Origin of the sequence: Luteimonas sp. TWI662 (assembly GCF_039673825.1) — a bacterium.
Lineage (GTDB): Bacteria > Pseudomonadota > Gammaproteobacteria > Xanthomonadales > Xanthomonadaceae > Luteimonas.
In genome coordinates this window covers 243,648-269,913 of sequence record NZ_JBDJMI010000002.1, presented here as the reverse complement: position 1 = coordinate 269,913, position 26,266 = coordinate 243,648, and the positions used below count along the sequence as shown (strand labels likewise).

Here is a 26,266-nt window from a genome sequence, read left to right as displayed (position 1 = left end):
ATGCCGACCCAAGCTCCCCCACGATCTGATCGATCAAAGGTCGGACGGTCTGGCACGGGGCGATCCGAAAAATGCCAACTCCCGGACCGCAAAAGCAACTTACAAGGTCGGCGCGCGCAGCGCGTCGGGTGGGGGCACGGAGCTCGCGCCGAAAAGCGCCCCGATCCCAGCCTTCCACCCGTGAAGGGCGCAATGCCCCGTCAACGGTGGAGGGTGCGAAGCGGCACAGCGCGCAGTTCACCCCTCTCGTGCGGGGGAAAGCGCTGAGGGCAGAACTGCACGCAATGCCCCGTCCGCGGGGGAGACCGGCAACGGCCCCGCGGGGGTCAGCCCTCGCGCAGCCAGCGGGCCGCGTCGAGGGCGAAGTACGTCAGCACGCCGTCGGCGCCCGCGCGCTTGAAGCCCAGCAGCGATTCGAGCGCGCACTTGCGCTCGTCGAGCCAACCGTTGGCGGCGGCCGCCTTGAGCATCGCGTACTCGCCGCTGACCTGGTAGGCGAACACCGGCACCGCGAACTCCGTCTTGGCGCGGCGCACGATGTCCAGGTACGGCATGCCGGGCTTGACCATCACCATGTCCGCGCCCTCGTCGAGGTCCTGCGCGATCTCGCGCATCGCTTCGTCCGAGTTGCCCGGGTCCATCTGGTAGGTCGCCTTGTCGGCCTTGCCCAGCGCGCCGGCCGAGCCGACCGCATCACGGAACGGGCCGTAGAACGCGCTCGCGTACTTGGCGGCGTAGGCGAGGATGCGCACGTGCACGTGGGCGTCGGCCTCGAATGCGGCACGGATCGCGCCAATGCGTCCGTCCATCATGTCGCTGGGCGCGACGATGTCGGCGCCGGCATGCGCGTGCGACAGCGCCTGCCGCACCAGTGCCTCGACGGTCACGTCGTTGAGCACGTAGCCGGCCTCGTCGATGATGCCGTCCTGGCCATGCGTGGTGTAGGGGTCGAGCGCGACGTCGGTGATCACGCCCAGATCGGGGAAGCGTGCCTTGAGCGCACGCACCGCGCGCTGGCACAGGCCCGCGTCGTCCCAGGCGGCGGCCGCGTCGAGCGACTTGGCCTCCGGCGCGGTGACCGGGAACAGCGCCAGCGCGGGTACGCGCAGTTCGCTCGCGACCTCGGCCACGCGCAGCAGTTCGTCGATCGACAGACGCTCGACACCGGGCATCGACGGGACCGCCGCGCGCCCGGTGCTCTCGTGCACGAAGACCGGGTAGATCAGATCGTCGGCGGTGAGCGTGGATTCGCGCATCAACCGGCGCGAGAAATCGTCGCGGCGCATCCGCCGCATGCGGGTATCGAGTCTGATCATCCGGCGATTCTACGCCGCCACCGGCGCCGGGCCCTGCGACGCCGGGTCGCAGGGGCGCGGTGCGGTTGCACTGCGCATGGGCCGGTCAGCCCAGGTCGTGGACGCCGTCGATTTCCACCGCCAGCTCGCGCCGGCAGATCGCCGCATGCAGCAGCACCCGCGGCACGTCGTCGCCGAAGCGGGCATCGAGGGCGTCGGCCACGAGTGGCAGGTCCTCGGCATCGCGCACATAGACCTTCAGCCGCGAGCCGGCGCCGAAGGCACCGGGCAGGCCGGGGCGGCGCGCGCGCGCCGAGGCGATCAGCGCGTCGAAATTGGTGAAGGTCTCGTCGATCTGGGCCAGCAGTTCGCCCTCGTGCAGCGAGGCATGCCCGACGATGCTGGCCGTGCCCGAGAGCATCAACGGCATCGGACTGCCCTCCGGTGGCAGCATCGCTCGCGCGAAGCTGGGCGCTTGCGGCCCGTACTGACGCGGATAGCGATAGGCACTGACCTGACGCGGATTTTCCACCGGCGTGCCGGGCGCGCGCGCGGCCAGCCAGTAGATCTGGATCGTGCGCGCCGCGTCGCAGCGGCCGATCGCGGTCGCGGCCGGCAGGTGCGAGGTGTCGAAATCGTCCAGGCCGCGGGCGCGGCCGATGCAGAACTGGCGATAGCGCTCGGTGTCGCCGTCGCCCAGCGTGATCGCATCGAGGTAGTTCCAGATCCGCAGCAGGTGCGGATGGTCGCCGGCCTCGACGAACCGCGTCAGCTGCCGGTAGGCGTGCTCGGCCGCCAGCAAGATACCGCTGTGATCGCCCTCACCGGTGTGGCCGGCGGGCTCGTCGACCTCGATCGCGCCGAACAGCAATGCGCCGTCGCTCGACCAGGCGATCTCGCCGTCGCGCCCGCTGCGCACCGGCGCATGCGCGTGCCAGACCTCGATCGGCGCGGCGCCGTGCGGCTGCAACGGCACGCGCAGCCAGCGCGGATCGTCGATCCTGGGGGCGTCGTCGCCGAACCCGAACGCGGCGAGCACGTCGGGCTGGGCGAGCAACTGCGCCGGGTCCTGCCCGTGCACGTACTCCACACGCAACCGCGGCAGCGGCTGCGGTGTCACCGGTGCGGGGCGGCTCACGGATTGCCGCCGTGCAGCGTGTCGCCGCGGAAGGCGACGCGGGCCTGGCGACGCCGCGTGCGCCAGCCGCGCAGCGCCTGCGGTGCGATCGCGATCGCATTGAGCGCGTAGATCATGCGAAACACGTACAGGCGCCAGCGTACTGCCGCATTGTCGAAAACGTCTCCTGCCAGCATCGAGATCACCGCCTGCTCCAGTTGCAGATCGTTGCGGGGCGCCGAGAACAGCCGCTGCATGACCGGCGTGTTGAAGCGATAGATGAACCACGTGAAGTGCCGCAGGCCGCGATCGAGCCGGGCCTGCATCGCGCGTTGCAGCCTGGCCTCGCGCGCCGGCGCGCGCAGCGACGCATCGACCAGCGCGGCCGCTTGCCGGGCGCTGTCCATGGCCAGGAACACGCCCGACGAGAAGATCGGATCGACGAACGCGTACGCATCGCCGATCAGGATCCAGCCCGGCCCGGCCATGCGCGTGGCGGCATACGAATAGTTGCCGGTGGCGTGGACCGGGGCGATGCGCTGGGCGCCGTGCATGCGCGCACGCACTGTCGGATTGGCTTCCAGCGTGCGCATCAGCAGCGTCTCGTTGTCGATGCGGCCGCCGTCGGCGCTGCGCTGGCGCAGATACTGGGGAAAGCACACCGCGCCCACGCTCATCACATCGTCGGGCAGCGGGATGAGCCAGAACCAGCCATGCTCGAAGCGTGCGATCGTGATGTTGCCGGCATCGATGCCGGGCTGGCGGACCACGCCGCGGAAATGGCTGAACAATGCCGCCGACTGGTGTACCGGATTCTTGCGCTTGATCCGGCGCTGCGCCGCCACGACGGTATCGCGGCCGCTGGCATCGATCAGGTAGCGCGGCCGCAGCTGCAGCGTGCGGCCGTCGGCGTTGATCGTATCGACCCGCTCGGGCCGGCCGTTCGCGCCGAACGCCACATGCACCGCACGCGTGCGCTCGCGCATGTCGGCGCCGCAGGTGCGCGCGTGCTCGAACAACAACTGGTCGAACTGGTCGCGGCGCACGTGCACGGCCGCGTCGTGGCCGGGCGTGAGCGCACGGGTGAAGCGGAACACGTGGCTGCGGGCGTGGCCGGGCAGCGGAAAGTCCGCACCGGCCTTGTGCACGCCGATCGCGCGAACCTGGTCGAGCACGCCCAACTCCTCGAGGATCGGCATGTTCATCGGCAACAGCGACTCGCCGATGTGGAACCGGGGATGGGTATCCTTCTCCAGCACGATCACCTGATGGCCGGCGCGCGCGAGCAGAGCGGCCGCGGTGCTGCCGGCTGGTCCGCCGCCGATGATCACCACGTCGGCCTGCAGAGCGGGAGCATCGGTGGCGACGGTCGGGGCGGGGGTCATCCGGGAAAACAGCGGTCGGTGAGAGCAGGCGCGCATGATAGCGGAAGGCCGGTGGCGCGCCGCGCCGCGGGGCGGCGGCATCGGGCGCTTGCGCGGCCCGGCCCGATGCCGGATCGTGGCGACCTGCCCACCCATGGAACATCGCATGTCCGCACAAACCGAGGCCGAGCACGCGCTCGCGCAATTGCTGGTCGAAAGCCTGAACCTGGAAGACGTGCAGCCCGGCGACATCGACCCCGAAGCGCCGCTGTTCAACGCCGGGCTGGGCCTGGACTCGATCGACGCGCTGGAGCTGGCGCTGGCGGTGAGCAAGCGCTACGGGTTCCAACTGCGCTCGGACAACGACGAGAACCGCCGGATCTTCGCCTCGCTGCGGGCGCTGTCGGCCCACGTCGAGCAGCACCGCACCACTTGATCGCCCTGCTGCAACTGCTGCTGGCCCTGGGCTACGCGGTCCTGGCCCATCTGGCCAGCCTGTGGCAGCACGACGGCTGCGCGCTCGCCGCGCTGGGCCTGCTGATCGCGATGCTGCTGGTCGAGCCGCTGCTGCACCGACGGCGGTGGGCGTTCGTGGCGCTGCCGCTGGCCGGCTGGGGCGCGTTCGCCCTGTACGAGGCCGGCCAGGCCGCGTTGCCGCTGCTGCTGGTGCCGGTGGTGTTCGTGCTGGCGATCGCCTGGATCTTCGCGCGGACGCTGCGTCCCGGCGTCGAGCCGCTGATCACCCGGATCGTGGCCGGGATCGAGGGAGGGCATGCGCAGGACATCGCACCGGACCTGCGGCGCTACACCCGCGGCCTGACCGCGGCCTGGGCGGCGGTGCTGGTGGCGATGGGCGCGGCCAACCTGGGACTGGCGCTCATCGCCAGCCCGGGCGGGCTGCTCGAACGCCTCGGGATCGCCTCGCCGTGGCCGATCACCCCCGAGCAGTGGTCCTGGTTCGCCAACCTGCTCAACTACGGGGTCATCGGCGGTTTCTTCGCGCTCGAGTTCATGATCCGCAAGCGGCGCTTCCCGGGCCGCTACCACAGCTTCGCCGATTTCCTGCGCAAGCTCGTGGGGCTCGGGCCGGTGTTCTGGCGCGACCTGCTGCGCTGAACCCGGTGGGCACGCGCAGTCCGGGCGCGATCCCCGTATCCTAGCGCCCCAATGGAATACCGACAGACCCGCGCCGAGACCGGAGCGGCGACCTTCACCGCCCTGCCGATGCTCGCGTTGAATGCGCTCCAGTTCCTGTTCACCCTGCTCTGGACGGCGGGTTGGATCAGCGTGGCCCTGTGCCTGCAGGCGGTCACCGGACGCAGCGGGTTGGCGCTCGACATGGCGCGCACGCGCTGGGCGCCGGGCCTGATCGGGCCGGCCGGCGGGCTGACGGTCGAAGGCGCCGATGCGGTCGACTGGTCGCGGCCGTACCTGGTGGTCGCCAACCACGAGTCGCTGCTCGACATCTGCGTGCTGTTCATGGCGGTGCCGGTGCCGCTGCGTTTCCTGCTCAAGGAGGAAATGCGCCGGGTGCCGTTCCTCAATCTCTACGCCCGCGCGACCGGCATGCTGTTCATCAGCCGCGACGACCGCCGTGCCGGCCCGCAGCTGCGCCGCCAAGTCGCGCAGGTGCTGGGGGCGGGCCACACGCTGTGCCTGTTTCCCGAGGGCACGCGCTCGCGCGACGGCCGGCTGGGCGAGTTCAAGTCCGGCTCGTTCCAGGCCGCGATCGACGCCGGCGTCGACGTGCTGCCGATCGCGCTGCACGGCACCGGCGCGGTGTTGCCGGTCCAGGGGTTCTTCCGTGTGCGCCGCGGGCCGATGCGCGCCGTGGTCGGGCAGCCGATCGCGGTCGCCGGCCGCACCGGCGCGGCCGGTCGCCAGGCGGTCGCGCACGACGCCCAGACCGCGGTCGCCGCGATGCTGGAGCGCTGAGGTGGCGACTGGCGCCATCGTCGTCGAGGCGGCGCATCCGTGCCTGCCCGGCCACTTCCCCGGCCGGCCGGTGGTGCCGGGCGTGGTGATCCTCGACCGCGTGGTCGCGGCGATCGAAGCGCTGCATGGCCCGCTGGGCGCGCTGCGCCTGCCGCAGGTGAAGTTCGTGCAGCCGTTGCTGCCCGAGCAGACCGCGGCGATCCGACTCGAGCCGATCGCAGGACAAGCGCCGCGCTGGCGGTTCCGGGTCGAGCGCGACGGGACCCTGCTGGCGTCGGGCGAGATCGCCGCGGCGAGCCCGGCGTCGGCATGAGCAGCGAGTGGAAGCGCCGCCGCGAGGGCGGCGGACGGTTCGCGCTGTCGCTGATCCGCAACATCGGCCGATGCTGCGGGCGCACGCCGGCCCGTGCGCTGCTGTATCCGATCACGCTGTACTTCCTGCTGCGGCGGGGCGCGGAGCGGCGCGACTCGCGCAGGTATCTCTCACGCGTGTTCGGCCGTCCGGCAACGCTGGGCGAGGTCGCGCGCCACATCCATACCTTCGCCGCGACGATCCTCGACCGGATCTACCTGCTCAGCGAGTCCACGCGCCGGTTCGACGTGCGCACCGAGGGCTTGCCGACGCTGCACCGTCATCTCGAAGCCGGACGCGGGGTGCTGCTGTTCGGTTCGCACCTGGGCAGTTTCGAAGTGCTGCGGGTGCTCGCGCGCCAGCGCCCCGACACGCCGATCCGCGTCGTGCTCGACCGCGCGCACGGCCGTGCGGTGACCGAGCTGCTCGAGGCGCTCAATCCCGAGGTCGCCGCCACCGTGATCGACGCCGGCGCCGATGGCCCCTCGGTCGCGCTGGCGATCCAGGACGCGCTGACGCAAGGGGCAATGGTCGCGCTGCTGGTCGATCGCAGCCAGGAGGGCGGCGCCACGCTCGAGGTCCCGTTCCTCGGTGCGCCGGCGCCCTTCCCGGTCGCGCCCTGGCTGCTCGCCTCGGTGCTGAAGGTGCCGGTGATGCTGGCCTTCGGACTGTACCGGGGCGGCAATCGCTACGACCTGGTGTTCGAGCCTTTCAGCGAAGGTGTCGATCTGCCGCGGCGCGAACGCATGCGCGGCGTGGCCGCGCTCATCCGCCGTTACGCTGCGCGTCTGGAGCATCATGCCCGCAGCGCTCCCTACAACTGGTTCAATTTCTATGACTTCTGGAAACGCGATGCCCGCACGTCGGTGGCAGGTGCCTTGCCTGGCGCTGACGATGCTGTGTCTGGCTCCGGCATGGAGCGCGGCGCAGACCGCTGATGCCCCGCTGCGCGCCGGCCAATCGCGCGATCGCGTGCCGGCACCGCCGGCCGCCGCGCCGCGCAGCGTCGATGCCGACTGGATCCTACAGCGACTGACGCAGTCCGGGCCGAGCGCGACGCCGTTCGTCGAATTGCGCACGTCCTCGATGCTCAAGCGGCCGCTCGCCTTGGTCGGCGAGTACCGCCGCCCCGACGCCGGCACTCTGGTGCGCGAGGTGCGCAGCCCGTATGCAGAGACCACGACGATCCGCGCCGGCGAGGCGACCATCGCGCGCGAAGGGCGCGCGCCGCGGACGTTCTCGCTCGCGCGTGTGCCCGAGCTGGCGGCGCTGCAGGACAGCTTCGGCGCGCTGCTTGCCGGCGACCGGGCCGCGCTCGAGGCGCTGTATGCGCTCGAGGCCGACGGCGTGCCCGCGGACTGGACCTTGCGCCTGACGCCGCGCGATCCGCGCGCCGCGAGCCGACTGACCGCGATCGTGCTGCGTGGCCGCGATGCCGAGCTGCGCTGCATCGAGACGCGGCCCAAGCAAGGCGACCCCCAACCGACGCTGCTGGGCGGGGCCGCGGCCGATGCCGCGGCGATCGAATCGCCTGAGGCCGCGCGTCGGCTGTGCCACGACGTGCCGCGTTGAGCAGGGGCCCGGGATTTCGCCAACGGCTGCTGCAGCGGCCGCGCCTGCGGTTGGGTCTGGCCGTCGCCTGGTTGCTGGCGCTGGGCGCGTTGAGCTGGGTGGCCGGGCAGGCGCTGGAGTTCAGCGGCGACCTGCGTCGCTTCCTGCCCGATGCACACACGCCCGAGCAGCGGCTGCTGATCGACGAGCTCGGCGACGGGCCGGGCTCGCGGCTGCTGATGCTGGCGATCTCGGGCGAGGCGCCCGAGGCACTGGCCGCACGGTCGCGCGCGCTGCACGACGCGCTGGCCAGCGATGCGCGCTTCACGCTGGTGACCAACGGGGGCGAGGCGGGGCTTGAGGCCTTTCCCCAGCGCCTGCTGCCCTACCGCTACCTGCTGACCGACTCCTTCGACGCGGCGCCGCTGGATGCCGACACCTTGCGCGATGCGCTCGATGCGCGGCTGCAGGATCTCGGTTCACCGGCCGCCGGGCTCGTCGAGCCGCTGCTGCCCGCCGACCCCACACTCGAGGTCCTGGCGCTGGCCGAGGCCTGGCAACCGGCCGGCGCCCCGCAGCGGCTGCACGAGGTCTGGTTCGACCGCGCCGGTACCCACGCGCTGTTGCTGGTGGAGACCCGCGCGGCCGGCTTCGACCCGACCGGCCAGCTCGATGCCGTCGGCACGATCCGCAAGACCTTCGCCGAGCAGGCGCGCGGCAGCGCGGCCACGCTCGAAGTCGTCGGTCCAGGCGCGTTTTCGGTCGACATCGGCAGCCGAACCCAGACCGAGGCGCGACGCATCGGCCTGGTCGACACGCTGGGCCTGATCGTGCTGCTGCTGATCGCCTATCGCAGCTGGAAGATGCCGCTGCTGGGCGTGCTGCCGCTGGCGAGCGCCGGCATCGCCGGGTTGACTGCGGTCGCGCTGCTGTTTCCCGGCGGCGTGCACGGCATCACGATCGCCTTCGGCTTCACCCTGATCGGCGTCGTGCAGGACTATCCGATCCACTTCTTCAGCCACCAACGCGCCGGTCTGTCGCCGTGGCGCAACGTGCGCGGCCTGTGGCCGGCGCTGTCGACCGGCGTGATCGCCACCTGCATCGCCTACGCGACGTTCCTGTTCTCCGGGGTCGATGGCCTGCGCCAATTGGCGGTGTTCACGATCGCGGCGCTGGTGGTGGCCGCGCTCGCCACACGCTACCTGCTGCCGGGGCTGGTCGACCCGTCGCCGCCCGACATCGCCGCCTCGGCGCGGTTGCAACGGCTCTGGCACTGGATCGAGACGCTGCCGCGGCCGAAGTGGTCGCTGGCCGTCCTCGCGCTGGTGTCCGGCCTGGCGATCGCATTCGCGCCGGGCGAGGTCTGGCAGAACGACCTGTCCAAGCTGACCCCGGTCGATGCGGCGTCGATGCAGCGCGATGCCGAACTGCGCGCCGAGCTGGGCGCGCCCGACGTGCGTTATGTCTTGGTCGCGCAGGCGCGCGAGCGCGACGCGGCGCTCGCGGCGACCGCGGCGCTGCGCCCCGCCCTCGATGCGCTGGTCGCCAATGGGCGGCTCGACAGCTACGACATGGCCGCGCGCTATCTGCCCAGTGCCGAGGTCCAGCGTGCCCGTCAGGCCGCGCTGCCCGACACCGCGGCGCTGCGCGCGATGCTGGCCGATGCGCTCGCTGGCTCGCCGTTCAACGACGACGCCTTCGAGCCCTTCGTCGGCGATGTCGCCCGCGCCAGGACCGCGCCGCCGCTGACCCGCGAGGACCTGGACGGCTCGCCGCTCGCGACCGCGGTCTCGGGTCTGCTGCTCGAGCGCGACGGCCGCAGCACCGCGCTGGTCTCGCTCAGCGGGCTCGACGCCCCGTCCGATCTCGAGGCGCTGGTCGCGCAGGCGCGCAGTCCCGGCGTCGATCTGCGCCTGCTGGACATGAAGGCCGCGTCCGAATCGCTGGTGGTCGAGTACCGCGGCCGTGTCGTGGCCGCGATGGCGGTGGCGCTGGTGTTGCTGATCGCCACGGTGTGGATCGCGCTGCGCAGCCCGCGCCGCGTCTGGCGGGTGCTGTTGCCGACGCTGCTGACGCTGCTGGTCGTGATCGCGGTGCTGCGCCTGGCCGGCGTCGAACTGACACTGTTCCACCTGGTCGCGCTGATCCTCGCCGCGGGCCTGGGCCTGGACTACGCGCTGTTCTTCGAGCATGCCGGCGACGACCGCGACGACCAGATCCGCACGCTGCACGCGATCGTGGTCTGCACCCTGATGACCCTGCTGGTGTTCAGTCTGCTGGGCCTGTCGTCGATCCCGGTGCTGCGCGCGATCGGTAGCACGGTCGCGCTCGGCGTGGTCTTCAATTTCGTGCTGTCGTTGCTGGTCGCACGCCACCGCGGCGCGATCGAGGCCGCACGCTCGGAACAGGCGCCGACCGTATGACCGGTATCGACCGCGACGCGATCATGTCGATGATTCCGCACCAGGGCGCGATGTGCCTGTGGGACAGGGTCGTGGCCTGGGACGCGGCCAGCGTGACGCTGCGCAGCGCCGGCCATCGCGACCCCGACCATCCGCTGCGCAGCGACGGCCGACTGCGCGCGCTGCACCTGTGCGAGTACGGCGCGCAGGCGATGGCGGTCCACGGCGGCCTGCGCGCGCGCCAGGCGGGTGGTCGGGTGCGGCCGGGCATGTTGGTCGCGCTGCGCGGCGTGCAGCTGCACGTCGCCCGCATCGACGACCTGGCCGGTGACCTGGAATGCGTGGCCGAGGTCCTGGTCGAGTCCGACGACAGCCAGCAGTACGCGTTCCGCATCGCGTGCGACGGCGTGCTGCTGGCCGAGGGCCGCGCGGCGGTGATGCTGGGTACGTGAGGGGCGCATGCGACCGTTGCGGAGGGCACTGCCGCCGCGACGTCCGCTTCAGCGCATCACGAAGGCGAGGCTAGAATCGCCCCATGAACACTTCCAGCAAGCGCGCACTCGTCACCGGCGGCAGCGGCGACCTCGGCGGGGCGATCTGCCGGCGTCTCGCGGCCGATGGTCATCACGTGATCGTCCATGCCAACGGCAACCGCGCGCGGGCGCAGGCGGTCGTCGACGCGATCGTCGCGGCCGGCGGTAGCGCCGAGGCCGTGGTCTTCGATGTCGTCGACGGCGAGGCCACACGCCACGCGCTCGAGACGCTGCTCGAGGCCGGCGCGATCCAGATCGTGGTCAACAACGCCGGCATCCACGACGACGCGCCGATGGCGGGCATGTCCGAAGCGCAGTGGAAGCGGGTGATCGACGTCTCGCTGCACGGCTTCTTCCACGTGACCCAGCCCCTGCTGCTGCCGATGGCGCGCAAGCGCTGGGGACGCATCGTCAGCGTGTCGTCGGTGGCGGCCGTACTCGGCAATCGCGGCCAGACCAACTACGCGGCGGCGAAGGCGGCGCTGCACGGTGCCTCCAGATCGCTGTCGCGCGAGATGGCCAGCCGCGGCATCGCCGTCAACGTGGTCGCGCCCGGCGTGATCGTCGGCAGCATGGCCCAGGACGCGTTTCCCGAGGAGATGGTCAAGCAGATCGTGCCGGCGGGACGCGCGGGCACGCCCGACGAGGTCGCCGCGCTGGTCGGCTTCCTGTGTTCGGACGCGGCCGGCTACATCAACGGCCAGGTGATCGGCATCAACGGCGCAATGGGCTGACCCGCGGCCGCGGGCAGCGCCATCCGGTGGACCGCGCCCGGCTCGGCCAGGGCGGCTGAGCCCGCGCATCCACGCCGGCTTCAGGTCGGGCGGGCGATGATCGGCCGGCGCCCATCCGGGCATCACGAGTCGAGGCACCGCCATGCGCATCGTTCGCATCCTGTCGCTCCTGCTGGCCGTGGCGGCGATTGCCGGCTGCGCCAGCTCCCACGTCCTCACCGGCACGCCGCGCGCGCCGATCGATCCGGCCCAGGTCCGGATCTACCACGGGCCGCCGCCGGGGCATTACGAGGAGATCGCGATCCTCAACACCAGCAGCGGCGCGCTGACCTACGGCGAGCAGAACAAGACCGACTCGGTATTGCAGAAGCTGCGCAATGAAGCGGCCAAGCTCGGCGCCAACGGTGTGCTGTTCCAGGGCACCGCCGATGGCGAGCGTAGCGGCGGCGTCAGCGTCGGCGGCGGCCTGGGCCGCGGCGGTGGCCGCTCGTTCTCGGCTGCCGGCGTCGGTGTGGACATCAGTCCGCGGCAGAAGTACGCCAGCGGGATCGCGATCTGGGTGGCCGATCCGCCGCCGCCGGGACCGATGACACCGCCGCCCCCGGTGCGCTGACTGCAGCAAGCCGCCGGCCCTTCCAAAGGTCCCCGGTCATGGCCGTCCCGGACGCCGCGCCGGGACGCCCCCCCAGCCTCAGGCCGCGTCGGCGTACCAGTGGGGCGCCAGCGACGTCTCAGGCACCGCCGGGCCGGCCAGTAGCGCCGCCAGCCCGTGGTCGGCGATCTGCGGATGTACGGCGCGCGCGTGGGCGAGGATCTCGCCGGCCAACGCACGCATGCGCGCGACGTTGTCGCCGATGCGCGTGACGAATGCGTCAGTGTCGAGCGGGTCTGCCAGCGCGCGGTTCATGTCGCGGAACCAGGCGATGTCGAATTGGTCGAGCGAGCGGACCTGCGGCGCGGCGCCGCCGGCATTGCGTGCGCCCCATTCGCGCAGCAGCGGTTGCAGCGCCAGATTGAGCGCGCCCGCATCGGCGAACGCCGGCCGCAACCGGCCCAAGGTCGCCAGATCGGTCAGCCGGTCGGCGAAGAACAGCGGTGCCAGGACCGCCCAGTAGTAGGTGTAGTCCCAGATGACCTTCAGCGGCATGACCTGCGCATCGCCGAACAGCGGGTACTGGTCCTGGTAGAGCGTCATGGTGTTCTCGTAGAACGAGAAGTACAGCTGCTGGTACAGCTCGGCATGCCGACTGACATCGATGCCGGCGTGCGACTTGCCGATCAGATCGCAGATGTAGGTATTGCTGATCGCGATGAAGTCGCTGCCGGGCGAATAGAACGGATCGAGGAACAGGCCGGCCTCTCCGGTCAACGCCCAGCGTCGCCCCGAGAACACCTGTTTGACGCTGTGCGAGAAGTGGCGCAGGAACAGGAAATCCTGCAGCGTGTGCTCGGCGCGATCCAGGCTGGCCGCGACCTGCGGCTGGTGGACCCGCAGCCAGTCCATCGCCTTGGCGTGGGTGTTCATCGTCTCGAGCGGATGCATCTTCGCGTCGCAGACGATGCCCAGCGAATGCGCCCCCGACGACAGTGGGATCAGCCAGAACCAGTAGCCCGGCCCGCACATGTGGTTGGTCGAACGCCAGCGGTCCGGCGGATCGCAGCGCTGCAGCCAGTGCGCGTCCTGCGACCAGGTGTTGGGATCGACGATGCCGTCCACCCGCCACCACACCGCATTGGCATCGTGGTCGTTGGGCTGCGCGAGGTCGAGCTTGCGTTTGAGCAGGCCAGCACGTCCGCTGGCGTCGACGAGCCAGCGACAACGCAGTTCGCGGATTTCGCCATCGCGCTCGACGCGGACGACGTGGTCGCCGTCGTCGTCGGCCAGGTCGATGCCGCGCACCACCGCGCCGTCGTCGAAGCGCACACCGCGTGCGCGTGCGCGCTCGCCCAAGTGGTTCTCAAAACGGCCGCGGTCGATCTGCCACGATGGGGTGGGCATCAACTGGCTCACGCCCATCTCGGTGCAGCGGTCGACCTGGTCGGCGCCCTCGGAGAAGAAGAAGCGGAAACCGAACTTGCGGATCTGCTCGGTGTCCAGGTGCTCGCGCAGTCCGAGCACGTCGGCGAAGTAGTGCGCACCGATCTCGACGGTCGACTCGCCGACCTTGTGCGCGGCCTCGCGCACTGGATGCGCACGGCGCTCGACCACCGCCACCGACAGCGTCGGTGTGCGATCGCGCAGTTGCAACGCCAGAGTCAGACCGGCGAGCCCGCCGCCGAGGATGAGCACGTCGGTGGTGACGGTCGCGGTATCGGACTTCGGGGGCGTGGCCATGGTGCGGACATCCTGTGTGCGTCGGGGGAGCCGTCGGCGCCGGCCTGGCGCCAGCCTACCGCAGGCCGCGTGGCGGCTCAGCCGGCCAGGGGGGAGTCGGGAGCGGGCGCGTGATCGGGTTCAGGCGAAGGCGCGCCGGGATCGAAGATCACCGGCGGACGACGACGCTTGCGCCGGTAGACGCCGACGAAGTCGCCATGCGCCAGCACCTGGCCGACGACGTGCGAGGTGATCTGGTAGAGGTCGTGGAACAGCCGGAAATGGCTCTTGCGGAACTGCTCGTCGGAATCGACGCTGTGGTAGCGGGTCTCGACCGGCACCGACACCACCCCGCAGCCCAGCTCGCGGGCGGCCGAGATCAGGATCTGCGCCTCGAACACGAAGCCTTCGCCCGGCACGTCCTGCAAGGCCAGCACATTGGCCGGATACAGCCGCTGGCCGCTCTGGCTGTCGACCAGGCGATAGCCGCAGCCCCAGGCGATGCCCCAATCGCCGAAATCATTGCCCAGCCGCCGGTACCAGGGCTGGGTGTCGCGCTTGCGCAGCCGCGCGCCGTTGACGATGCAATTGGGATGGCGTTTGGCGGCCTCGATCAGACGCGGGATGTCGCTGGCACGATGCTGGCCGTCGCCGTCCATCGTCACCACTGCCGCGAGCCCGCGGCGCCGGGCTTCGGCAAAGCCCGCGCGCAAGGCCGCGCCCTTGCCCATCCGGGAGGCGTGGCGCAGCAGCGTGACCGGCAGTGCGGCGACGATGTCGGGCGTGGCGTCGTCGGAGCCGTCGTCGACCACGATCACGTGGTCGCAATGCGCCAGCGCGCCGCTGACGACCTCGGCGATCCGCAGCGCTTCGTTGAGTGCGGGCACGACCACCGCGACATTGCCGCGGTGCAGGGAGGGCGCAGTCATTGCAGGATCTCCAGCGCCAGCTCGCGGTGCGGACCGGCGCGCAGGACCGCGCGGTCGCTTCCGGCGGCCAGTGCATCGAACAGGGGCAGCATCTGCGCCATCGCATTGTGCGGCGCACGCGCCGACAGCGGGCCGGGCGCGGCACTGGCATCGCCGTCGCGCAGCGTCGCCGACAGTCGCGGGCCATCGCCGGCGCGCGTGAGCACCAGCGCGCCGCCGAGCAGGCCTTCGCTGGGCGACATCGTCGACAGCAGGCCGGTGGCCGTACCGTCGTAGGCCACCAGCAGCACCGCCTCGCTGCCGGCCGCGAGCTGCAGCATGGCTTCCACCAGCCCCTGGGCGAACGTGGCGTCGTAGGCGCTGATCGCGGTCGCGGCCTCGGTGCACCCCGCGCCGATCGTCCAGTAGCCGGCCGCCGCGTTGTGCACCGAATTGTGGAACTTGGTCGGCGAGATCGCGGACGGGTCCTGTGCGAGGGTCTCGCACATGTAGTCGGTGATCGCCAATTCGCCGTGGGTGGAGGCGAACACCGATGGCAGTGTCGCCGGCTCACGGCCGGCGGCCTGGCAGGCCGCGAGCGCCACCTCCAGAGCGACGGCGACCGAACCGGGCGCGCGTCGGCGTTCATTGGGCGCGAGCAATTGCGGCGACGGACGCGCGGGCGCGGCGTCGGGCAGCGCGCCGGTGGCAGCGAAGGCCTGCGCGGCCGACCAGCCGGGCAGGCCATCGCTCCAGAAGCCGATCCCGGCGATCGTGGCGGTCAGCGCGCTCATGCGGCCGCCTTGCCGAACAGCAGCGCGCAGTTGTTGCCGCCGAAGCCGAACGAGTTGTTCATGGCGTAGTCGATCGTACGCTGGGCGTTGTCGAACCGGATCTGCGGCCCGCAGGCCGGGTCGCGCACCTGCGATTCGAGGATGCCCGGCAGCAGGCCGTGCTCGAGCGCGGTCAGTGCGAACACCGACTCGACGATGCCGGCCGCGCCGAGGGTGTGGCCGGTCCAGCCCTTGGTGGAGCTGGCGTGCAGCGTGGCGGGAAACAGCGCGTCGACCGCATGCGCCTCGACCGCGTCGTTGGCCGGGGTCGAGGTGCCGTGCAGGTTGAGATAGCCGACCTGGGCGGCGTCGATGCCGCCACGGGCCAGTGCGCCGCGCATCGCCAGGAGCGCGCCCAGGCCTTCGGGATGGGGTGTGGACATATGGTGCGCATCGCTCGATTCACCGTAGCCGCGCAGCTGCAGGCCATCGTCGCCGCGCGCCGGGCGCTCGAGCAACGCGAAACCACCGGCCTCGCCGATCGACAAGCCATCGCGCGCGATGTCGAAGGGCCGGCAGCGTTCGCGCGACACCAGCCCAAGCGCATTGAAGCCGAACAGCACGCTGCCGCACAGCGTATCCACGCCGCCCACCAGCGCCGCGTCGACCACACCCGCCTCGATCATCCGAGCCGCCTGCGCGAAGACCTTCGCGCTCGACGAGCATGCGGTCGCCACCGTGATGCAGGGGCCGCGCAGTCCGGTGGCGTGCTGCAGAAAATCGCCCAGCGAATGCGGGGTATGCACGATCGGCCGGGCCAGATCGTCCGGAAACCGGCGCGTGCCGTCGTCGCCGGTCACCGCGCGTGCGTAGGCCTCCTCGCTGGCGCCGATGCTGGCGGTCGAGGTGCCCACCACCAGCGCAACCCGGTCGGCGCCATGGCGCGCCACCAGGGCCTCCAGCGCGTCGGGCAGGCCATCCTGCTGCAGCGCCAGCCAGGCCAGCCGGTTGTTGCGGCACTCCCAGCGCGCCAGCGCCGTCGGCAGCGGGGCGTCCTCCAGCCCGTCGACGCGACCGATCCAGGTCGGCAGCGGAGTCGCACCGAAATCATTGCGGCGCAGCCCCCCCCTGCGATCGCGCAGGGCCTCGCGCTGCGCCGTCGCGCCGCGGCCCAGTGCGGTCGTGGCGGTGTAGGCGCGGATGGCGACCGGGGGCATCGGCGGCAACGATTGCGATGGGGGCACGTGGGGGGCGTCTTGGGAAACGGCCGAGTATAGCCACCGGGCGTGAGGCTAGAATTCAGGGCGCACCCCAGTACCGCCGTCGCGCAAACCCGCGCCATGTCCCGTCCCCGCCTGCTGCACAAGCTGCGCCTGCTCGTCGACCGCGACGCGCTGCATGCGCTCGTGGTGGCGGCCAGCGCCTGCGTGCTGAGTCTGGGCCTGGTCTACGTGGGCTACGTCGTGCACGTGTGGCGGGTTGCGCGCCATGCGCCCTGCGCGCCGGTGCGCGGGGAGTGCGTGCTGCTGTTCGGCAAGCATGCGCCCGGAGGCCGGCTCGATGCGGATTTCCAGGCCCGGCTGGCCCGGGCCGCGACGTTGTGGGATGCGCGTGCGCCGCGCAGCCTGCTGTTGCTCGGCGGCGGGCCTCAGGGCGCCCCGACCGAGGCGGCGCTCGCCCGCGAGGCGCTGCTGGCCCGCGGGATCGCCGCCGATGCGCCGCTGCTGCTGGAGGACTGCTCGCGCGACACCCTGCAGAACCTGCGCAACGCGCGTGCGCTGCTGGCGCAATCGGCCGGGACGCCCGTGGGCCAGGTCACCCTGCTCAGCAGCCGCTACCACCTTGCACGCTGCGCGCTGCTCGCCGGCCACCTGGGCCTGGACTGGGAGCTGTGCGCCGCCGAACCCACGCTGTCCTGGCGCCCGACGACCTGGTGGCGGATCGCGGGCGAGGCCGCCTACCTGTGTTGGACGGACGTCGGGATGCGCTGGGCCCGGCTGATCGGCCATCGCCGGATGCTCGCGCGGCTGGGGTAGGCGCAGACCGCGCCAAGCCGCGCTCGCAGGTGCCCAGGGCGCTCCTGCGAGCGGTCGACGCTAGCGTGTCGCCTGCGCGCGCTGCGCGGGTACGAACCGGGTCTCCACCGCCTCGGCCAACTGGGCGGGCGGCAGCAGGCCCTGGTCGAGCAGGAAGTTGTTGAAGGCCAGGCGGTCGAAGCGGTCGCCCAGCGCCAACTCGGTGCGCATGCGCAGTTCGAGGATGCGGGTGTAACCGTAGAAGTAACTGGTTGCCTGGCCGGGCGCATTGACGGTGTAGCGGTCGAGCTCCTGGCGCGCCATCGCCGGCGACAGCATCACCTCGTCGGTGAGCACGCGGCCGGCGCGCTCGCGGTCGATCAGGCCCAGGTTGAGCATCGGATCGAGCATCGCGCGGGCAGCGCGCAACAGCCGGAACTGCAGCGCGACCAACTGGCCGTCGAGCGGCTCGTAGGGCACCAGTTCGGCCTCGGCGTACAGCGCCCAGCCTTCGACGTTGACCGAGTTGAACGCGAACATCGAGCGCGCGAGCGACACCCCGCGCTCGACCATCGCGGTGAACTGCAGCTCGTGGCCCGGCCGGCCCTCGTGCGCGGAGAGCGTCCAGCGCACCGCATCGAAATTGAAGTCGTCGTAGGCTGCGTCCTCGCCGTCGCCGCCGGGGTTGCCCAGCGGCAGCACGAACGTGCCCTGCTGACCGGTGTTGCCGACCAGCGGCGCCGGGCGGAAATGCGGGGCGGGCTGGGCCGCCGATTCCGCGGCCGACCCCAGCCGCATCTGCATCGCGCGCTGTGGCACGTCGACGATGCGCTCGCGCGCGATGATCGGATCGATCGCGTCGATCACCTCGCGGTAGCTGGCTTGGAGCCGGTCGTCGGCAATCGCATCGCGCTTGAGCGCGGCGATCACCTTGCGGTAGTCGGTGGCGGCGATGTCCTTGTCCTTGGCGACCAGCGGCGCGAGCTGCTGCATCTGCGCCCGGATCTCCATGAAGGCCAGTTGCGCGCGCTGCATCAGCAGCTGCGGGTCGATGTCGGTGCCGTACTGTTTGAGTCCGAAGGCGTAGAGCTCGGGTGGCAGCCGCGTGTCCTCGCGTGCCTTGGGCAGCACGACGGTGCGCGTCCACTGCGCGTAGTCGGCGATCTCCTTGGCGATCGCGTCCAGCGCCGCATCGGCGCCCTCGATCTTGTACTCGGCGAACAGCTCGCGGATGCCGGCGGCATAGGTGTCGGCGCTTTCGAGCGCGCGTTCGACTTCGCGGCGCGTGGGCTGCAGCCGCGTCGTGTCCGACAGGCGTTCTTCGTAGCGCGCGCGTGCCAGCTGCGTGATCGGCACGCTGCCGGGCACAAGGCCTGCATAGCGCTGCAGGCGTGCGAGCGCGTGGCCGCGCCGTTCGGGCGGCGTCTGCGTCGAGAGCAAGGCGTTGATGCCGTTGAACACCAGCTGCGGCGCATCGGTCCACGGCAGCAGGAACCGCTCCTCGAGCAGGCTGCCCTCGATGCTGTCGTCGATGCTGGTCAGCAGGATCTGCAGGTCCTGGCGCACATCCGGGTCGCGCTCGAGCTCGAGCTGGGTCTGCAGCTTCGCCCGCGCCCCGGCGATCGCCTCGCGGTAACGGCGGGCGTGGTCGGGCCCGAGATCGGCGACTTGGTCGTCGTAGCCGGGCACGCCAAAGAAACCGACCGACTCGGGCTGGAACGGTGCCTGGGCGTCGATCAGGATCTGTGCAAGCGCGTTGCTGCGCGCGACCCAGGCAGGCCCGGACGGCTGCGCCGCGGATGCCGTCGCGGCGGCAGGGTCGGCGTGGGCGCCGGCCGCGAACGGCGTGGCGAGGGTCAGCGCGATGGCGAGGACGAGCGGCTTCATGGACAAATCCGGCGGCGGCGATCGGGCCACCGTAGACCCCGTGCCCCACCAGGGCAATGCCCGGAAGTCAGGGCGCGATCGCGGGCTCGCCCAAGCCGGTTGCCGGGTCGACCAGGGTCACCCGGCCATCGTCCGTCGCCTTGATGAAGAACAGCGAGCCATAGCGCCAGTGGCCGCGTTTGCGCTTGGCCTCGACATACAGCGTGCCCGCACCCTTGGGCCCGGTCAGCGTCACCATGAGGCCGGCCTCGCCGCTACCGCCGCCGAGGGTCGAGGTGTTGATATTGCCTGCCGGCATGAAGCTCTCGGTCATCGGTTCGCCGATCAGCGCGATGATCTCCCGGTCCGCACGCGCCCGCGCCACCGCATCCTGGTAGACGTCCGAGTCGACCAGGGCGCTGCGCACCCCGAACAGCAGCGCCGTGATTGCGAGGGCGGCCAGCGCGATCGCCGTGACGATGGCCACGGGCAACGCCCACTTCCAGTGCCGCCGCCACCAGCCGCGCGAGGGCGGGCTGGCAGCAGGACCGGTGGGCAGAGGCGGCGGGACGGCGACCATTCGCGAGACTCCGGCTAAGGTCAGCGTGCGAGGCAGCGTTGCAGGAAGGCCTCGGTGGTGCGATAGCGATGCAATGCGTCGCGACCGCGCAGGCCATGCTTGGCGCCGGGGTAGGTCATCAGCTCGAACGGGGTGCCGGCCGATTGCAGCTGGCTCATCAGCTGCGTGGCGTTGGTGAACAGCACGTTGTCGTCGGCCATGCCGTGGATCAGCAGCAAGGCGTTGGGCCGGATGTTGCCTGCGTGGGTGAACACGCTGGCCTCGCGATACCCGTCCACGTTGGCATTGGGCAGCCCCATGTAACGCTCGGTGTAGTGCGTGTCGTAGAGCGCCCAGTCGGCGACCGGTGCGCCGGCGACGCCGCAGGCATACGCCTCCGGCGCCTTGCCCAGCAGCATCAGCGTCATGTAACCGCCGTTCGACCAGCCGTTGACCGCGATGCGGTCGCCGTCGACCCACGGCTGCGCCTTCAACCAGTCCACGCCGCGGACCTGGTCCTCGACCTCGACCGTGCCCTGGCGCCGATACAGTGCACCGCCGAACTCGCGGCCGCGCCGCGGTGTGCCGCGATTGTCGAGCGAGAACACCACGTAGCCACGCTGCGCCAGGTACTGGTGGAAGCTCGCGTCGGCGCGCCCGGGCCAGGTGTCGAGCACGGTCTGCGACGCCGGCCCGCCATAGACGTACACCACGACCGGATAACGCTTGGACGCATCGAAGTCGGCGGGCCGGATCAGCGAGTAATGCAACGGTGTGCGCCCGTCGGCGGCGGTCAGCGTGCCGAACTCGGTAGGCAGGTGCGCGGCCCGATAGGGCGCATAGGGGTGGTCGGCCGCGGCGAGGTCGTTGTCGACCAGCGTGGCGACCTGCGTGCCGTCGGCCCGGTGCAGCGCGATCTGCGGCGGGGTCGTGGTGTTCGACCAGCTGTCGACGTAGACCGACGCGTTGCGCGCGAAGCTGGCGGTGTGCATGCCAGGCGCCGTCGACAGCGCGGTATAGGCCTGCCGGCCGTCGAGCCCGACGCTGTAGAGCCGCGACTCGATCGGCTGGGCGACGGCCTTGCCGTCCTCCAGTGCCATGCCCGCGCGGAAGTACACCAGGCCAGCGGCCTCGTCGACGGCCAGCAGCGCATCGACCGGCCAGTCGCCGCGCGTGAGCTGCGTCGCCCGGCGGCCGTCCTCGCTCATCACGTACAGATGCTGGAAGCCGTCGCGCTCCGAGGACCACACGAAGCGACCGTCGGTGAGGAACCGCAGGTCGTCGTGCAGCGGAACCCAGGTGCGGCTGCGCTCGACGAGCAGTGTGCGCTGGCGGCCGGTGGCGAGCGTGGCCTCGATCAGTTCCAGCGTCTGCTGGTCGCGCGACTGACGCTGGAACGTCAGTCGCTGCGCATCGCGCCACTGCACACGAGCGAGATAGATGTCCGGATCGGAGCCGAGGTCGATGGCGGTCGCGGTTCCGCCCTGCGGCGCGACCACGTGCAGCGAGACGCGCACATTGTCGTCGCCGGCCGCCGGATAGCGCTGCTCGACGACATCGGTGCGATCGGGATAGACCTCGTAGCGCTTCTGCACCGGCACCGGCGACTCGTCGATGCGCGCATACGCGATCGCGCTGTCGTCGGGCGCCCACCAGTAGCCCGTGTGCCGGTCCATTTCCTCGTCGGCCACGAACTCGGCCACGCCGTTGCCGATCGTCGCGCTGCCGTCGGTGGTCAGTCGGCGCTCTTCGCCGCTCGCCAGATCCACCACCCACAGATCGCGCGCCCTGATGAAGCTCACGAAGCCGCCGCGCGGCGAGACCTTCGGATCGGTGGCGAACCCGCCGCCATTCGTGAGCTGGCGGACCGCATCGCGCCCGGTCTTCGCCAGATCGTAGAGATACAGCTCGCCGCCGAGCGGGAACAGCAGTGTGCGCGCATCGGGCGCCCACTGGTAATCGACGATGCCTGATTGTCCGGCGATGCGCTGACGCTCGCGTCGGGCCTTCTCCTCGTCGCTGAGCGTCTCCTCGCCCGGCAGCACGACCTTCGAATCGACCAGCATGCGGGTCTGCCCGCTGGCGATGTCGTACTCCCACAGGTCGAACTGGTTGCGGTTCTCATCCTTGCCGCGCAGGAACGTCACCCGCGACCCATCCGGCGCGACCTGCGGCTTGAGCAACGTTGGCCCTGACAACGGCGCATCGCCGGTGATCGCCTCGAGCGTGAGACGACCGTCCGCAGGCGGTGTCGTGGCGAGCGTGTCGGTGGCGGTCGTGGCGAGCATCAAGGCGGCAGCGGCAAGAACGGAGCGCATGGCGAATCCAGTGAAGCGGGGAGGGGAGTGTATCGGCTGCTCGTGCGCTGCCTTGTGCGTGGCATCAGCCCGCTGGACAGGCCTCGCTCCGTGCGGCACTGCCCGACCAGCTCCACATTCGATGGATCTGCGGCTGGAAGGTGTGCAGGACATGGCCGCAGGAGGTGCCGGCATCGGGTGGCAGGCAGGCCGCATGCCGGCCGTCGTTGGCGACGTACCAGCGCGCCTGCGTCGGGGGCGTGGCGACGTAGGCCAGCGCAAGCAATTCGGCGGCGACCTTGGGCGCGGGGATTCGCCGCCAGCCGTCGCCGGCGAGCGCGTCGCAGCGGGCGGCATCGGCGAGGGGAGCGGAGACGGGAGCCGCGGTTGGTGTCGATGCGCACGCGGCGAGCAGGCAGGCCGCGGCGCATAGAGGGATCGCTCGCATCGGGCGCGTCCTTGGGGCCGGAGTGGAGTTTCGATCCTACGCAGGGTGTCGGGCGTGCGCACCCCGGATGCGTCGCCTCAGCGGCGGCCCTGCCCGAACAGCTGCTTCTTCTCTTCCTCGCTCAACGGCTTGCCGGCGTCCGGATTGACCGCCCGCGCTTTCGCGTAGGCGCGCTGCGTCGCCGGGCGGGCCTGGATTGCGGCGTGCCAGCGGCGGATCTCGGGATAGGGCGTCATATCGATCGGGGCCTTGTCGTAGACGCCGATCCACGGGTAGGCGGCCATGTCGGCGATCGAATAGGCATCGCCGGCGATGAACTCGCGACCTGCCAGCCGGGTGTCGAGCACCTGCAGCAGCCGGTTGGCTTCATTGGTGTAGCGCTCGATCGCGTAGGGAATCTTCTCGGGCGCGTAGACGTTGAAGTGGCCGTACTGGCCGGTCATCGGGCCCAAGCCTGCCATCTGCCAGAACAGCCATTCGATCGCTTCGATGCGCGTGCGCGGTTCGGCGGGAAGGAAGCGGCCGGTCTTCTCGGCCAGATACAGCAGGATCGCGCCCGATTCGAACACCGTCTGCGGCGCGCCGCCGTCGGCCGGCGCGTGATCGACGATCGCGGGCATCTTGTTGTTCGGCGAAAACGCGAGGAACTCGGGCTTGAACTGGTCGCCCTTGCCGATGTTGACCGGGTGGATCGTGTAATCGAGTCCGGCTTCCTCGAGAAACAGCGTGACCTTGTGGCCGTTGGGGGTGGGCCAGTAATGCAGGTCGATCATGGCGACGCTCCAAAAGACAGGTGCGTCGAGTCTAGGGGTGCTGCCGTCACGCGGCGTGGTGACGCGGCGCACGCTGCGTTGCGGTGATGTGGCCTGGGAGCGCGGGGGCGAGCACGCAACCCTGTCCGGCGGCGGGAGACTTGGGTGGGGCCAACGCTGGGGCAAGCCGGCGCTGATTCGGGCGGGCTCTGGTCCGCAGACCGATTTTCTTGGCGGACGGCCGTTGGCCCCCATCCCAACCTTCCCCCGCGAGCGGAGGAAGGGGCAATCCACGGCCCAGCCTTCCACCCCTGACGGGCGCAATGCCGGCAGGCGGGGGAAGGGGGCAAGCGACTGCGCGCGCTTACTGGGTCTTGCAGTCCAGGCGGTGTGCGGCGTCGGTGCCGACGCGGATATCGGCCACGCCCAGCGTCAGGCCAGCGGGTGCGCGCAGCGCGAACGGCGTGCTGACGCGGGTGGCGTCGAGGCCGGCGGCCGTGAGGCACTTGAGCGGCACGCCGATCGTCGTCCATTCACCGCGCGGCAGCGAGCCCAGCCATGGGCCGACCGGCAGCCGGGCCTCGCAGCCCTCGCCGCAGCCGGCGAACAGCGTGACGTCACCGGCGGCGGGCACAGCATCCACACGCACGGTGGCGAGCAGCAGCGAATCGCCGTTGGTCTCGCGGCTGAGGTCGAACGGCGAATGCGACAGCAGTTCGGCGGTCGCGTTGCCGGTCCAGGTCAGCAGGCGTGCGCCTTCCTGGGTTTGGTAGTCGACCGCGGCCAGTGTCAGCGTGCCGTCGGGCGTGGCGACGCGCGGGTGCAGCACGTCCGCGCCGCGACCGTCGGTTCCGGTCACCACCAGGCGCAGGCCGGGACCGGGGACGCCGCGGGCGAAGTAGCCCGCGTCCTTGCCGTCCTCAGCGCTGACGCCGGCATCTTCCGGCAGTGCGGCCAGGTTGCCGTCCTCGGCGTAGCTCAGGCCATGGCCGAAGGCGAACAACGGGTCGTAGCCCTCCATGCCGACGTTGTTCGCGTACTGGTCGCCGCGTCGCGGCCACGAGAAGCTCAGCTTGCCCTTGAAGTCGTGCTGCACATTGCCGTCGGCGCCGCGCAGCAGCACGTCGGCGATGCCCGCGCCCTCCGAACCCGGCAACCACGCCGCGACGAAAGCGTTGGAGGCGTTGATCTCCCGGTTCATCCACAGCGGGCGGCCGCTCAGGAACACCGAGACGACCGGGATGCCTTCGGCGCGCAGGCGCTTGATCAGTTCGAGGTCGGCGTCGTTGCCGGGCTTGTAGAGCAGGTTCGGCAGGTCGCCGAGGAACTCGGCATACGGATCTTCGCCGAACACCACGATCGCCACGTCCGGCTTCTGCCGATACGTACCATCGACGGCGAGCTGCGCGCTGCCACCGGCCGCGGTGACCTGTGCGCGGATGCCGTCCCAGATGGTGTCGCCGTTGGGGTAGTCGGCACGCTTGGTGCCGGTGCCCTGCCAGTTGAGTGTCCAGCCACCGGACTGCTTGCCCATGTCGTCGGCGCCGTCGCCGGCGACCAGCACGCGCTGCTTCGGCGCGATCGGCAGCACGCCGTCGTTCTTGAGCAGCACCAACGATTCGCGCACCGCGCGGCGTGCGACCTCGCGGTGTTCCGGCGCACCGAGCAGTTCGAACTTCCCACCCAGCGCACGCGCCGACGGCTTGGGTGCATCGAACAGGCCCATGCGGAACTTGACGCGCAGAATGCGACGCACCGCATCGTCGAGCCGCGCCATCGGCAGCTCGCCCGACTGCGCGTGCTTGACCGTGCTTTCGTACAGTCCCCGCCAGCTGTCGGGCGCCATCGCCATGTCGAGACCGGCGTTGAAGGTCGACGCGCAATCGGTGGTCGTGCAGCCGGGAAGCTGGCCGTGGCCGTTCCAGTCGCCGACGACGAAACCGCCGAAGTTCATGCGGTCCTTGAGGACGTCGGTCAGCAAGGTCTTGTGCCCGTGCATGCGCTGGCCGTGCACGCTGTTGAACGAGGCCATGACCGCCTGCGCCCCCGCCGCGATCGCCGGCGGATAGCCTGCGCCGTGGATATCGCGCAACTGCGCTTCGGTCACAGCGGTCTCGCCCTGGTCCTTGCCGCCGGCGGTGCCGCCGTCGCCGAGGTAGTGCTTGACCGAGACCATCACATGGTGATCGTCGAGGAAGTCCGGCGCGCCGGGCTTGCCCTGCATGCCCTCGACCACCGCCGGTGCGAACGCGGCGACGATGTCGGGCGACTCGGAGTAGCCCTCGTAGGTGCGGCCCCAGCGGTCGTCTTGCGGCACGGCGACGGTCGGCGCGAACGCCCATTCCATGCCGGTGGCGCGGGTCTCGATCGCGGTGACGCGGCCGATCTCGCGCATCAGCTCCGGGTTGCGCGTTGCGCCCAGGCCGATGTTGTGCGGGAACAGGGTGGCGCCGACGATGTTGCTCTGGCCGTGCACGGCATCGATGCCGAAGATCACCGGGATCGCCTTGCCACCGCCCGAGGTGTCCATCGAGGCTTCCCAGAAGGCATCCGCCAGCGCCAGCCATTCGGCGGGCGATGCATCGTAGCGGCCACCTGGATCGGAGTTGCCGCCGGCCAGGATCGAGCCAAGCCGATACTTGCGCAGGTCGTCGGGCGTGATGTCGGCGATGTCGCCCTGGACGATCTGGCCGACTTTTTCCTCGAGCGTCATCGTGGCCATCAGGTCGGTGATCTTCTGCTCCAGCGCCGCGTCCTCGGCGAGCGGCCAGCGCGTTTCGGGCCAGTTGGCTGGATCGATCGCACCGGCATCGGCAGTGTTCCCAGGCGTCGCGCTGGCTGCCGCCGCCGGTGCCGCTTGGTTGCCGCAGCCGGCCAGCGCGAGTGCGGCGGCGAGGGCCAGCAGGCGCTGGCCGGCCGGTCGAGTGGCGCCCCGGCGGGCCGCCGGTGTGGGCTGGATGGACATCGTCGGGTTCCCCTCCGCTACGTGGTCGTCAGCTTGGCTGACAGCGTTGTCATGTACGCCGCAGAATACCGCAAGCCGTCCGCGAT

Annotated in this window: 25 protein-coding genes; 12 read left to right on the top strand and 13 right to left on the bottom strand. The window is 70.9% G+C overall.

The genetic code is table 11. From position 1 onward, the window contains the following. The coding region (locus ABE488_RS03680) for a hypothetical protein (RefSeq protein WP_346447199.1) at positions 1 to 184 on the top strand (184 nt) is incomplete at its 5' end. Between the two features lie 142 nt (positions 185 to 326). Here the strand turns inward: ABE488_RS03680 and hemB are convergent. The 3 genes from hemB to ABE488_RS03665 all read right to left on the bottom strand — a co-directional run bounded on the left by hemB (position 327) and on the right by ABE488_RS03665 (position 3,797). Next, complete coding sequence (gene hemB, locus ABE488_RS03675) at positions 327 to 1,316, bottom strand: porphobilinogen synthase (protein WP_346444190.1); 990 nt, start codon at positions 1,314 to 1,316, stop codon at positions 327 to 329. Positions 1,317 to 1,401: 85 nt separating this feature from the next. After that, positions 1,402 to 2,433: a pteridine-dependent deoxygenase gene (locus ABE488_RS03670; RefSeq protein WP_346444192.1), complete on the bottom strand. Its 1,032-nt coding sequence runs from the start codon at positions 2,431 to 2,433 to the stop codon at positions 1,402 to 1,404. Next, positions 2,430 to 3,797, bottom strand: a complete 1,368-nt coding sequence (locus ABE488_RS03665; protein ID WP_346447198.1) for an NAD(P)/FAD-dependent oxidoreductase — start codon at positions 3,795 to 3,797, stop codon at positions 2,430 to 2,432. Before ABE488_RS03665 ends, ABE488_RS03670 begins: the two co-directional genes overlap by 4 nt. Positions 3,798 to 3,942: 145 nt before the next feature. Here ABE488_RS03665 and ABE488_RS03660 point away from each other — a divergent pair, with 145 nt between their 5' ends. From ABE488_RS03660 to ABE488_RS03615, 10 genes are all read left to right on the top strand, one after another. Next, complete coding sequence (locus ABE488_RS03660) at positions 3,943 to 4,212, top strand: phosphopantetheine-binding protein (protein WP_337243785.1); 270 nt, start codon at positions 3,943 to 3,945, stop codon at positions 4,210 to 4,212. Further along, the gene (locus tag ABE488_RS03655; RefSeq protein ID WP_346444195.1) at positions 4,209 to 4,892 is read left to right on the top strand and encodes a ketosynthase; all 684 of its coding nucleotides are present in this window, start codon (positions 4,209 to 4,211) and stop codon (positions 4,890 to 4,892) included. The genes ABE488_RS03660 and ABE488_RS03655 overlap by 4 nt, the downstream gene beginning before the upstream one ends. Before the next feature lie 108 nt (positions 4,893 to 5,000). Beyond that, positions 5,001 to 5,711 carry a lysophospholipid acyltransferase family protein gene (locus ABE488_RS03650; protein ID WP_346444301.1) on the top strand — a complete coding sequence of 237 codons (711 nt, stop codon included), beginning with the start codon at positions 5,001 to 5,003 and terminating at the stop codon, positions 5,709 to 5,711. 1 nt (position 5,712) lies between these two features. After that, the gene (locus tag ABE488_RS03645; RefSeq protein ID WP_346447197.1) at positions 5,713 to 6,024 is read left to right on the top strand and encodes a hypothetical protein; all 312 of its coding nucleotides are present in this window, start codon (positions 5,713 to 5,715) and stop codon (positions 6,022 to 6,024) included. Beyond that, entirely contained in the window at positions 6,021 to 7,001 is a 981-nt protein-coding gene (locus tag ABE488_RS03640; protein ID WP_346444199.1) for an acyltransferase, read from the top strand. The genes ABE488_RS03645 and ABE488_RS03640 overlap by 4 nt, the downstream gene beginning before the upstream one ends. Continuing rightward, complete coding sequence (locus ABE488_RS03635) at positions 6,958 to 7,635, top strand: LolA-related protein (protein ID WP_346447196.1); 678 nt, start codon at positions 6,958 to 6,960, stop codon at positions 7,633 to 7,635. The genes ABE488_RS03640 and ABE488_RS03635 overlap by 44 nt, the downstream gene beginning before the upstream one ends. Next, positions 7,632 to 10,037 carry an MMPL family transporter gene (locus ABE488_RS03630; protein WP_346447195.1) on the top strand — a complete coding sequence of 802 codons (2,406 nt, stop codon included), beginning with the start codon at positions 7,632 to 7,634 and terminating at the stop codon, positions 10,035 to 10,037. Before ABE488_RS03635 ends, ABE488_RS03630 begins: the two co-directional genes overlap by 4 nt. Further along, positions 10,034 to 10,468, top strand: coding sequence for a phosphotransferase (locus tag ABE488_RS03625; protein ID WP_346444204.1), 435 nt, complete (start codon positions 10,034 to 10,036; stop codon positions 10,466 to 10,468). Before ABE488_RS03630 ends, ABE488_RS03625 begins: the two co-directional genes overlap by 4 nt. Positions 10,469 to 10,551: 83 nt before the next feature. Then, the gene (fabG, locus tag ABE488_RS03620; RefSeq protein ID WP_346447194.1) at positions 10,552 to 11,283 is read left to right on the top strand and encodes a 3-oxoacyl-ACP reductase FabG; all 732 of its coding nucleotides are present in this window, start codon (positions 10,552 to 10,554) and stop codon (positions 11,281 to 11,283) included. A 142-nt stretch (positions 11,284 to 11,425) separates the two neighbouring features. After that, a complete protein-coding gene (locus tag ABE488_RS03615) occupies positions 11,426 to 11,896 on the top strand; it encodes a hypothetical protein (RefSeq protein WP_346444208.1) in 471 nt (156 codons plus the stop codon). Positions 11,897 to 11,974: 78 nt separating this feature from the next. Here the strand turns inward: ABE488_RS03615 and ABE488_RS03610 are convergent, their stop codons facing one another. From ABE488_RS03610 to ABE488_RS03595, 4 genes are all read right to left on the bottom strand, one after another. Further along, the gene (locus ABE488_RS03610) at positions 11,975 to 13,618 is read right to left on the bottom strand and encodes a tryptophan 7-halogenase (protein ID WP_346447193.1); all 1,644 of its coding nucleotides are present in this window, start codon (positions 13,616 to 13,618) and stop codon (positions 11,975 to 11,977) included. A 77-nt stretch (positions 13,619 to 13,695) separates the two neighbouring features. After that, positions 13,696 to 14,526 carry a glycosyltransferase family 2 protein gene (locus tag ABE488_RS03605; protein WP_346444211.1) on the bottom strand — a complete coding sequence of 277 codons (831 nt, stop codon included), beginning with the start codon at positions 14,524 to 14,526 and terminating at the stop codon, positions 13,696 to 13,698. Continuing rightward, positions 14,523 to 15,299 carry a beta-ketoacyl synthase chain length factor gene (locus ABE488_RS03600; RefSeq protein WP_346447192.1) on the bottom strand — a complete coding sequence of 259 codons (777 nt, stop codon included), beginning with the start codon at positions 15,297 to 15,299 and terminating at the stop codon, positions 14,523 to 14,525. The genes ABE488_RS03605 and ABE488_RS03600 overlap by 4 nt, the downstream gene beginning before the upstream one ends. After that, positions 15,296 to 16,495, bottom strand: coding sequence for a beta-ketoacyl-[acyl-carrier-protein] synthase family protein (locus ABE488_RS03595; RefSeq protein ID WP_346447191.1), 1,200 nt, complete (start codon positions 16,493 to 16,495; stop codon positions 15,296 to 15,298). Before ABE488_RS03595 ends, ABE488_RS03600 begins: the two co-directional genes overlap by 4 nt. Before the next feature lie 123 nt (positions 16,496 to 16,618). On the opposite strand from ABE488_RS03595, the gene ABE488_RS03590 reads away from it, so the two are divergent. Further along, the gene (locus ABE488_RS03590; protein WP_346447190.1) at positions 16,619 to 17,314 is read left to right on the top strand and encodes an ElyC/SanA/YdcF family protein; all 696 of its coding nucleotides are present in this window, start codon (positions 16,619 to 16,621) and stop codon (positions 17,312 to 17,314) included. 60 nt (positions 17,315 to 17,374) lie between these two features. On the opposite strand, the gene ABE488_RS03585 is transcribed toward ABE488_RS03590, so the two are convergent. The 6 genes from ABE488_RS03585 to ABE488_RS03560 all read right to left on the bottom strand — a co-directional run bounded on the left by ABE488_RS03585 (position 17,375) and on the right by ABE488_RS03560 (position 26,180). Next, on the bottom strand, positions 17,375 to 19,180 hold the full coding sequence (locus ABE488_RS03585; protein ID WP_346447189.1) for a DUF885 domain-containing protein: 1,806 nt from the start codon (positions 19,178 to 19,180) through the stop codon (positions 17,375 to 17,377). 67 nt (positions 19,181 to 19,247) lie between these two features. Beyond that, entirely contained in the window at positions 19,248 to 19,739 is a 492-nt protein-coding gene (locus ABE488_RS03580; protein ID WP_346447188.1) for a cytochrome c oxidase assembly factor Coa1 family protein, read from the bottom strand. Positions 19,740 to 19,759: 20 nt separating this feature from the next. Beyond that, positions 19,760 to 22,036 (bottom strand): S9 family peptidase, encoded by a 2,277-nt coding sequence (locus tag ABE488_RS03575; protein WP_346447187.1) that lies wholly within the window; start codon positions 22,034 to 22,036, stop codon positions 19,760 to 19,762. A 64-nt stretch (positions 22,037 to 22,100) separates the two neighbouring features. After that, positions 22,101 to 22,463, bottom strand: coding sequence for a hypothetical protein (locus ABE488_RS03570; protein ID WP_346444221.1), 363 nt, complete (start codon positions 22,461 to 22,463; stop codon positions 22,101 to 22,103). Between the two features lie 77 nt (positions 22,464 to 22,540). Then, positions 22,541 to 23,236: a glutathione binding-like protein gene (locus tag ABE488_RS03565; RefSeq protein WP_346444222.1), complete on the bottom strand. Its 696-nt coding sequence runs from the start codon at positions 23,234 to 23,236 to the stop codon at positions 22,541 to 22,543. A 343-nt stretch (positions 23,237 to 23,579) separates the two neighbouring features. Further along, positions 23,580 to 26,180, bottom strand: a complete 2,601-nt coding sequence (locus ABE488_RS03560; RefSeq protein ID WP_346444223.1) for an exo 1,3/1,4-beta-D-glucan glucohydrolase — start codon at positions 26,178 to 26,180, stop codon at positions 23,580 to 23,582. Positions 26,181 to 26,266: the final 86 nt, after the last annotated feature.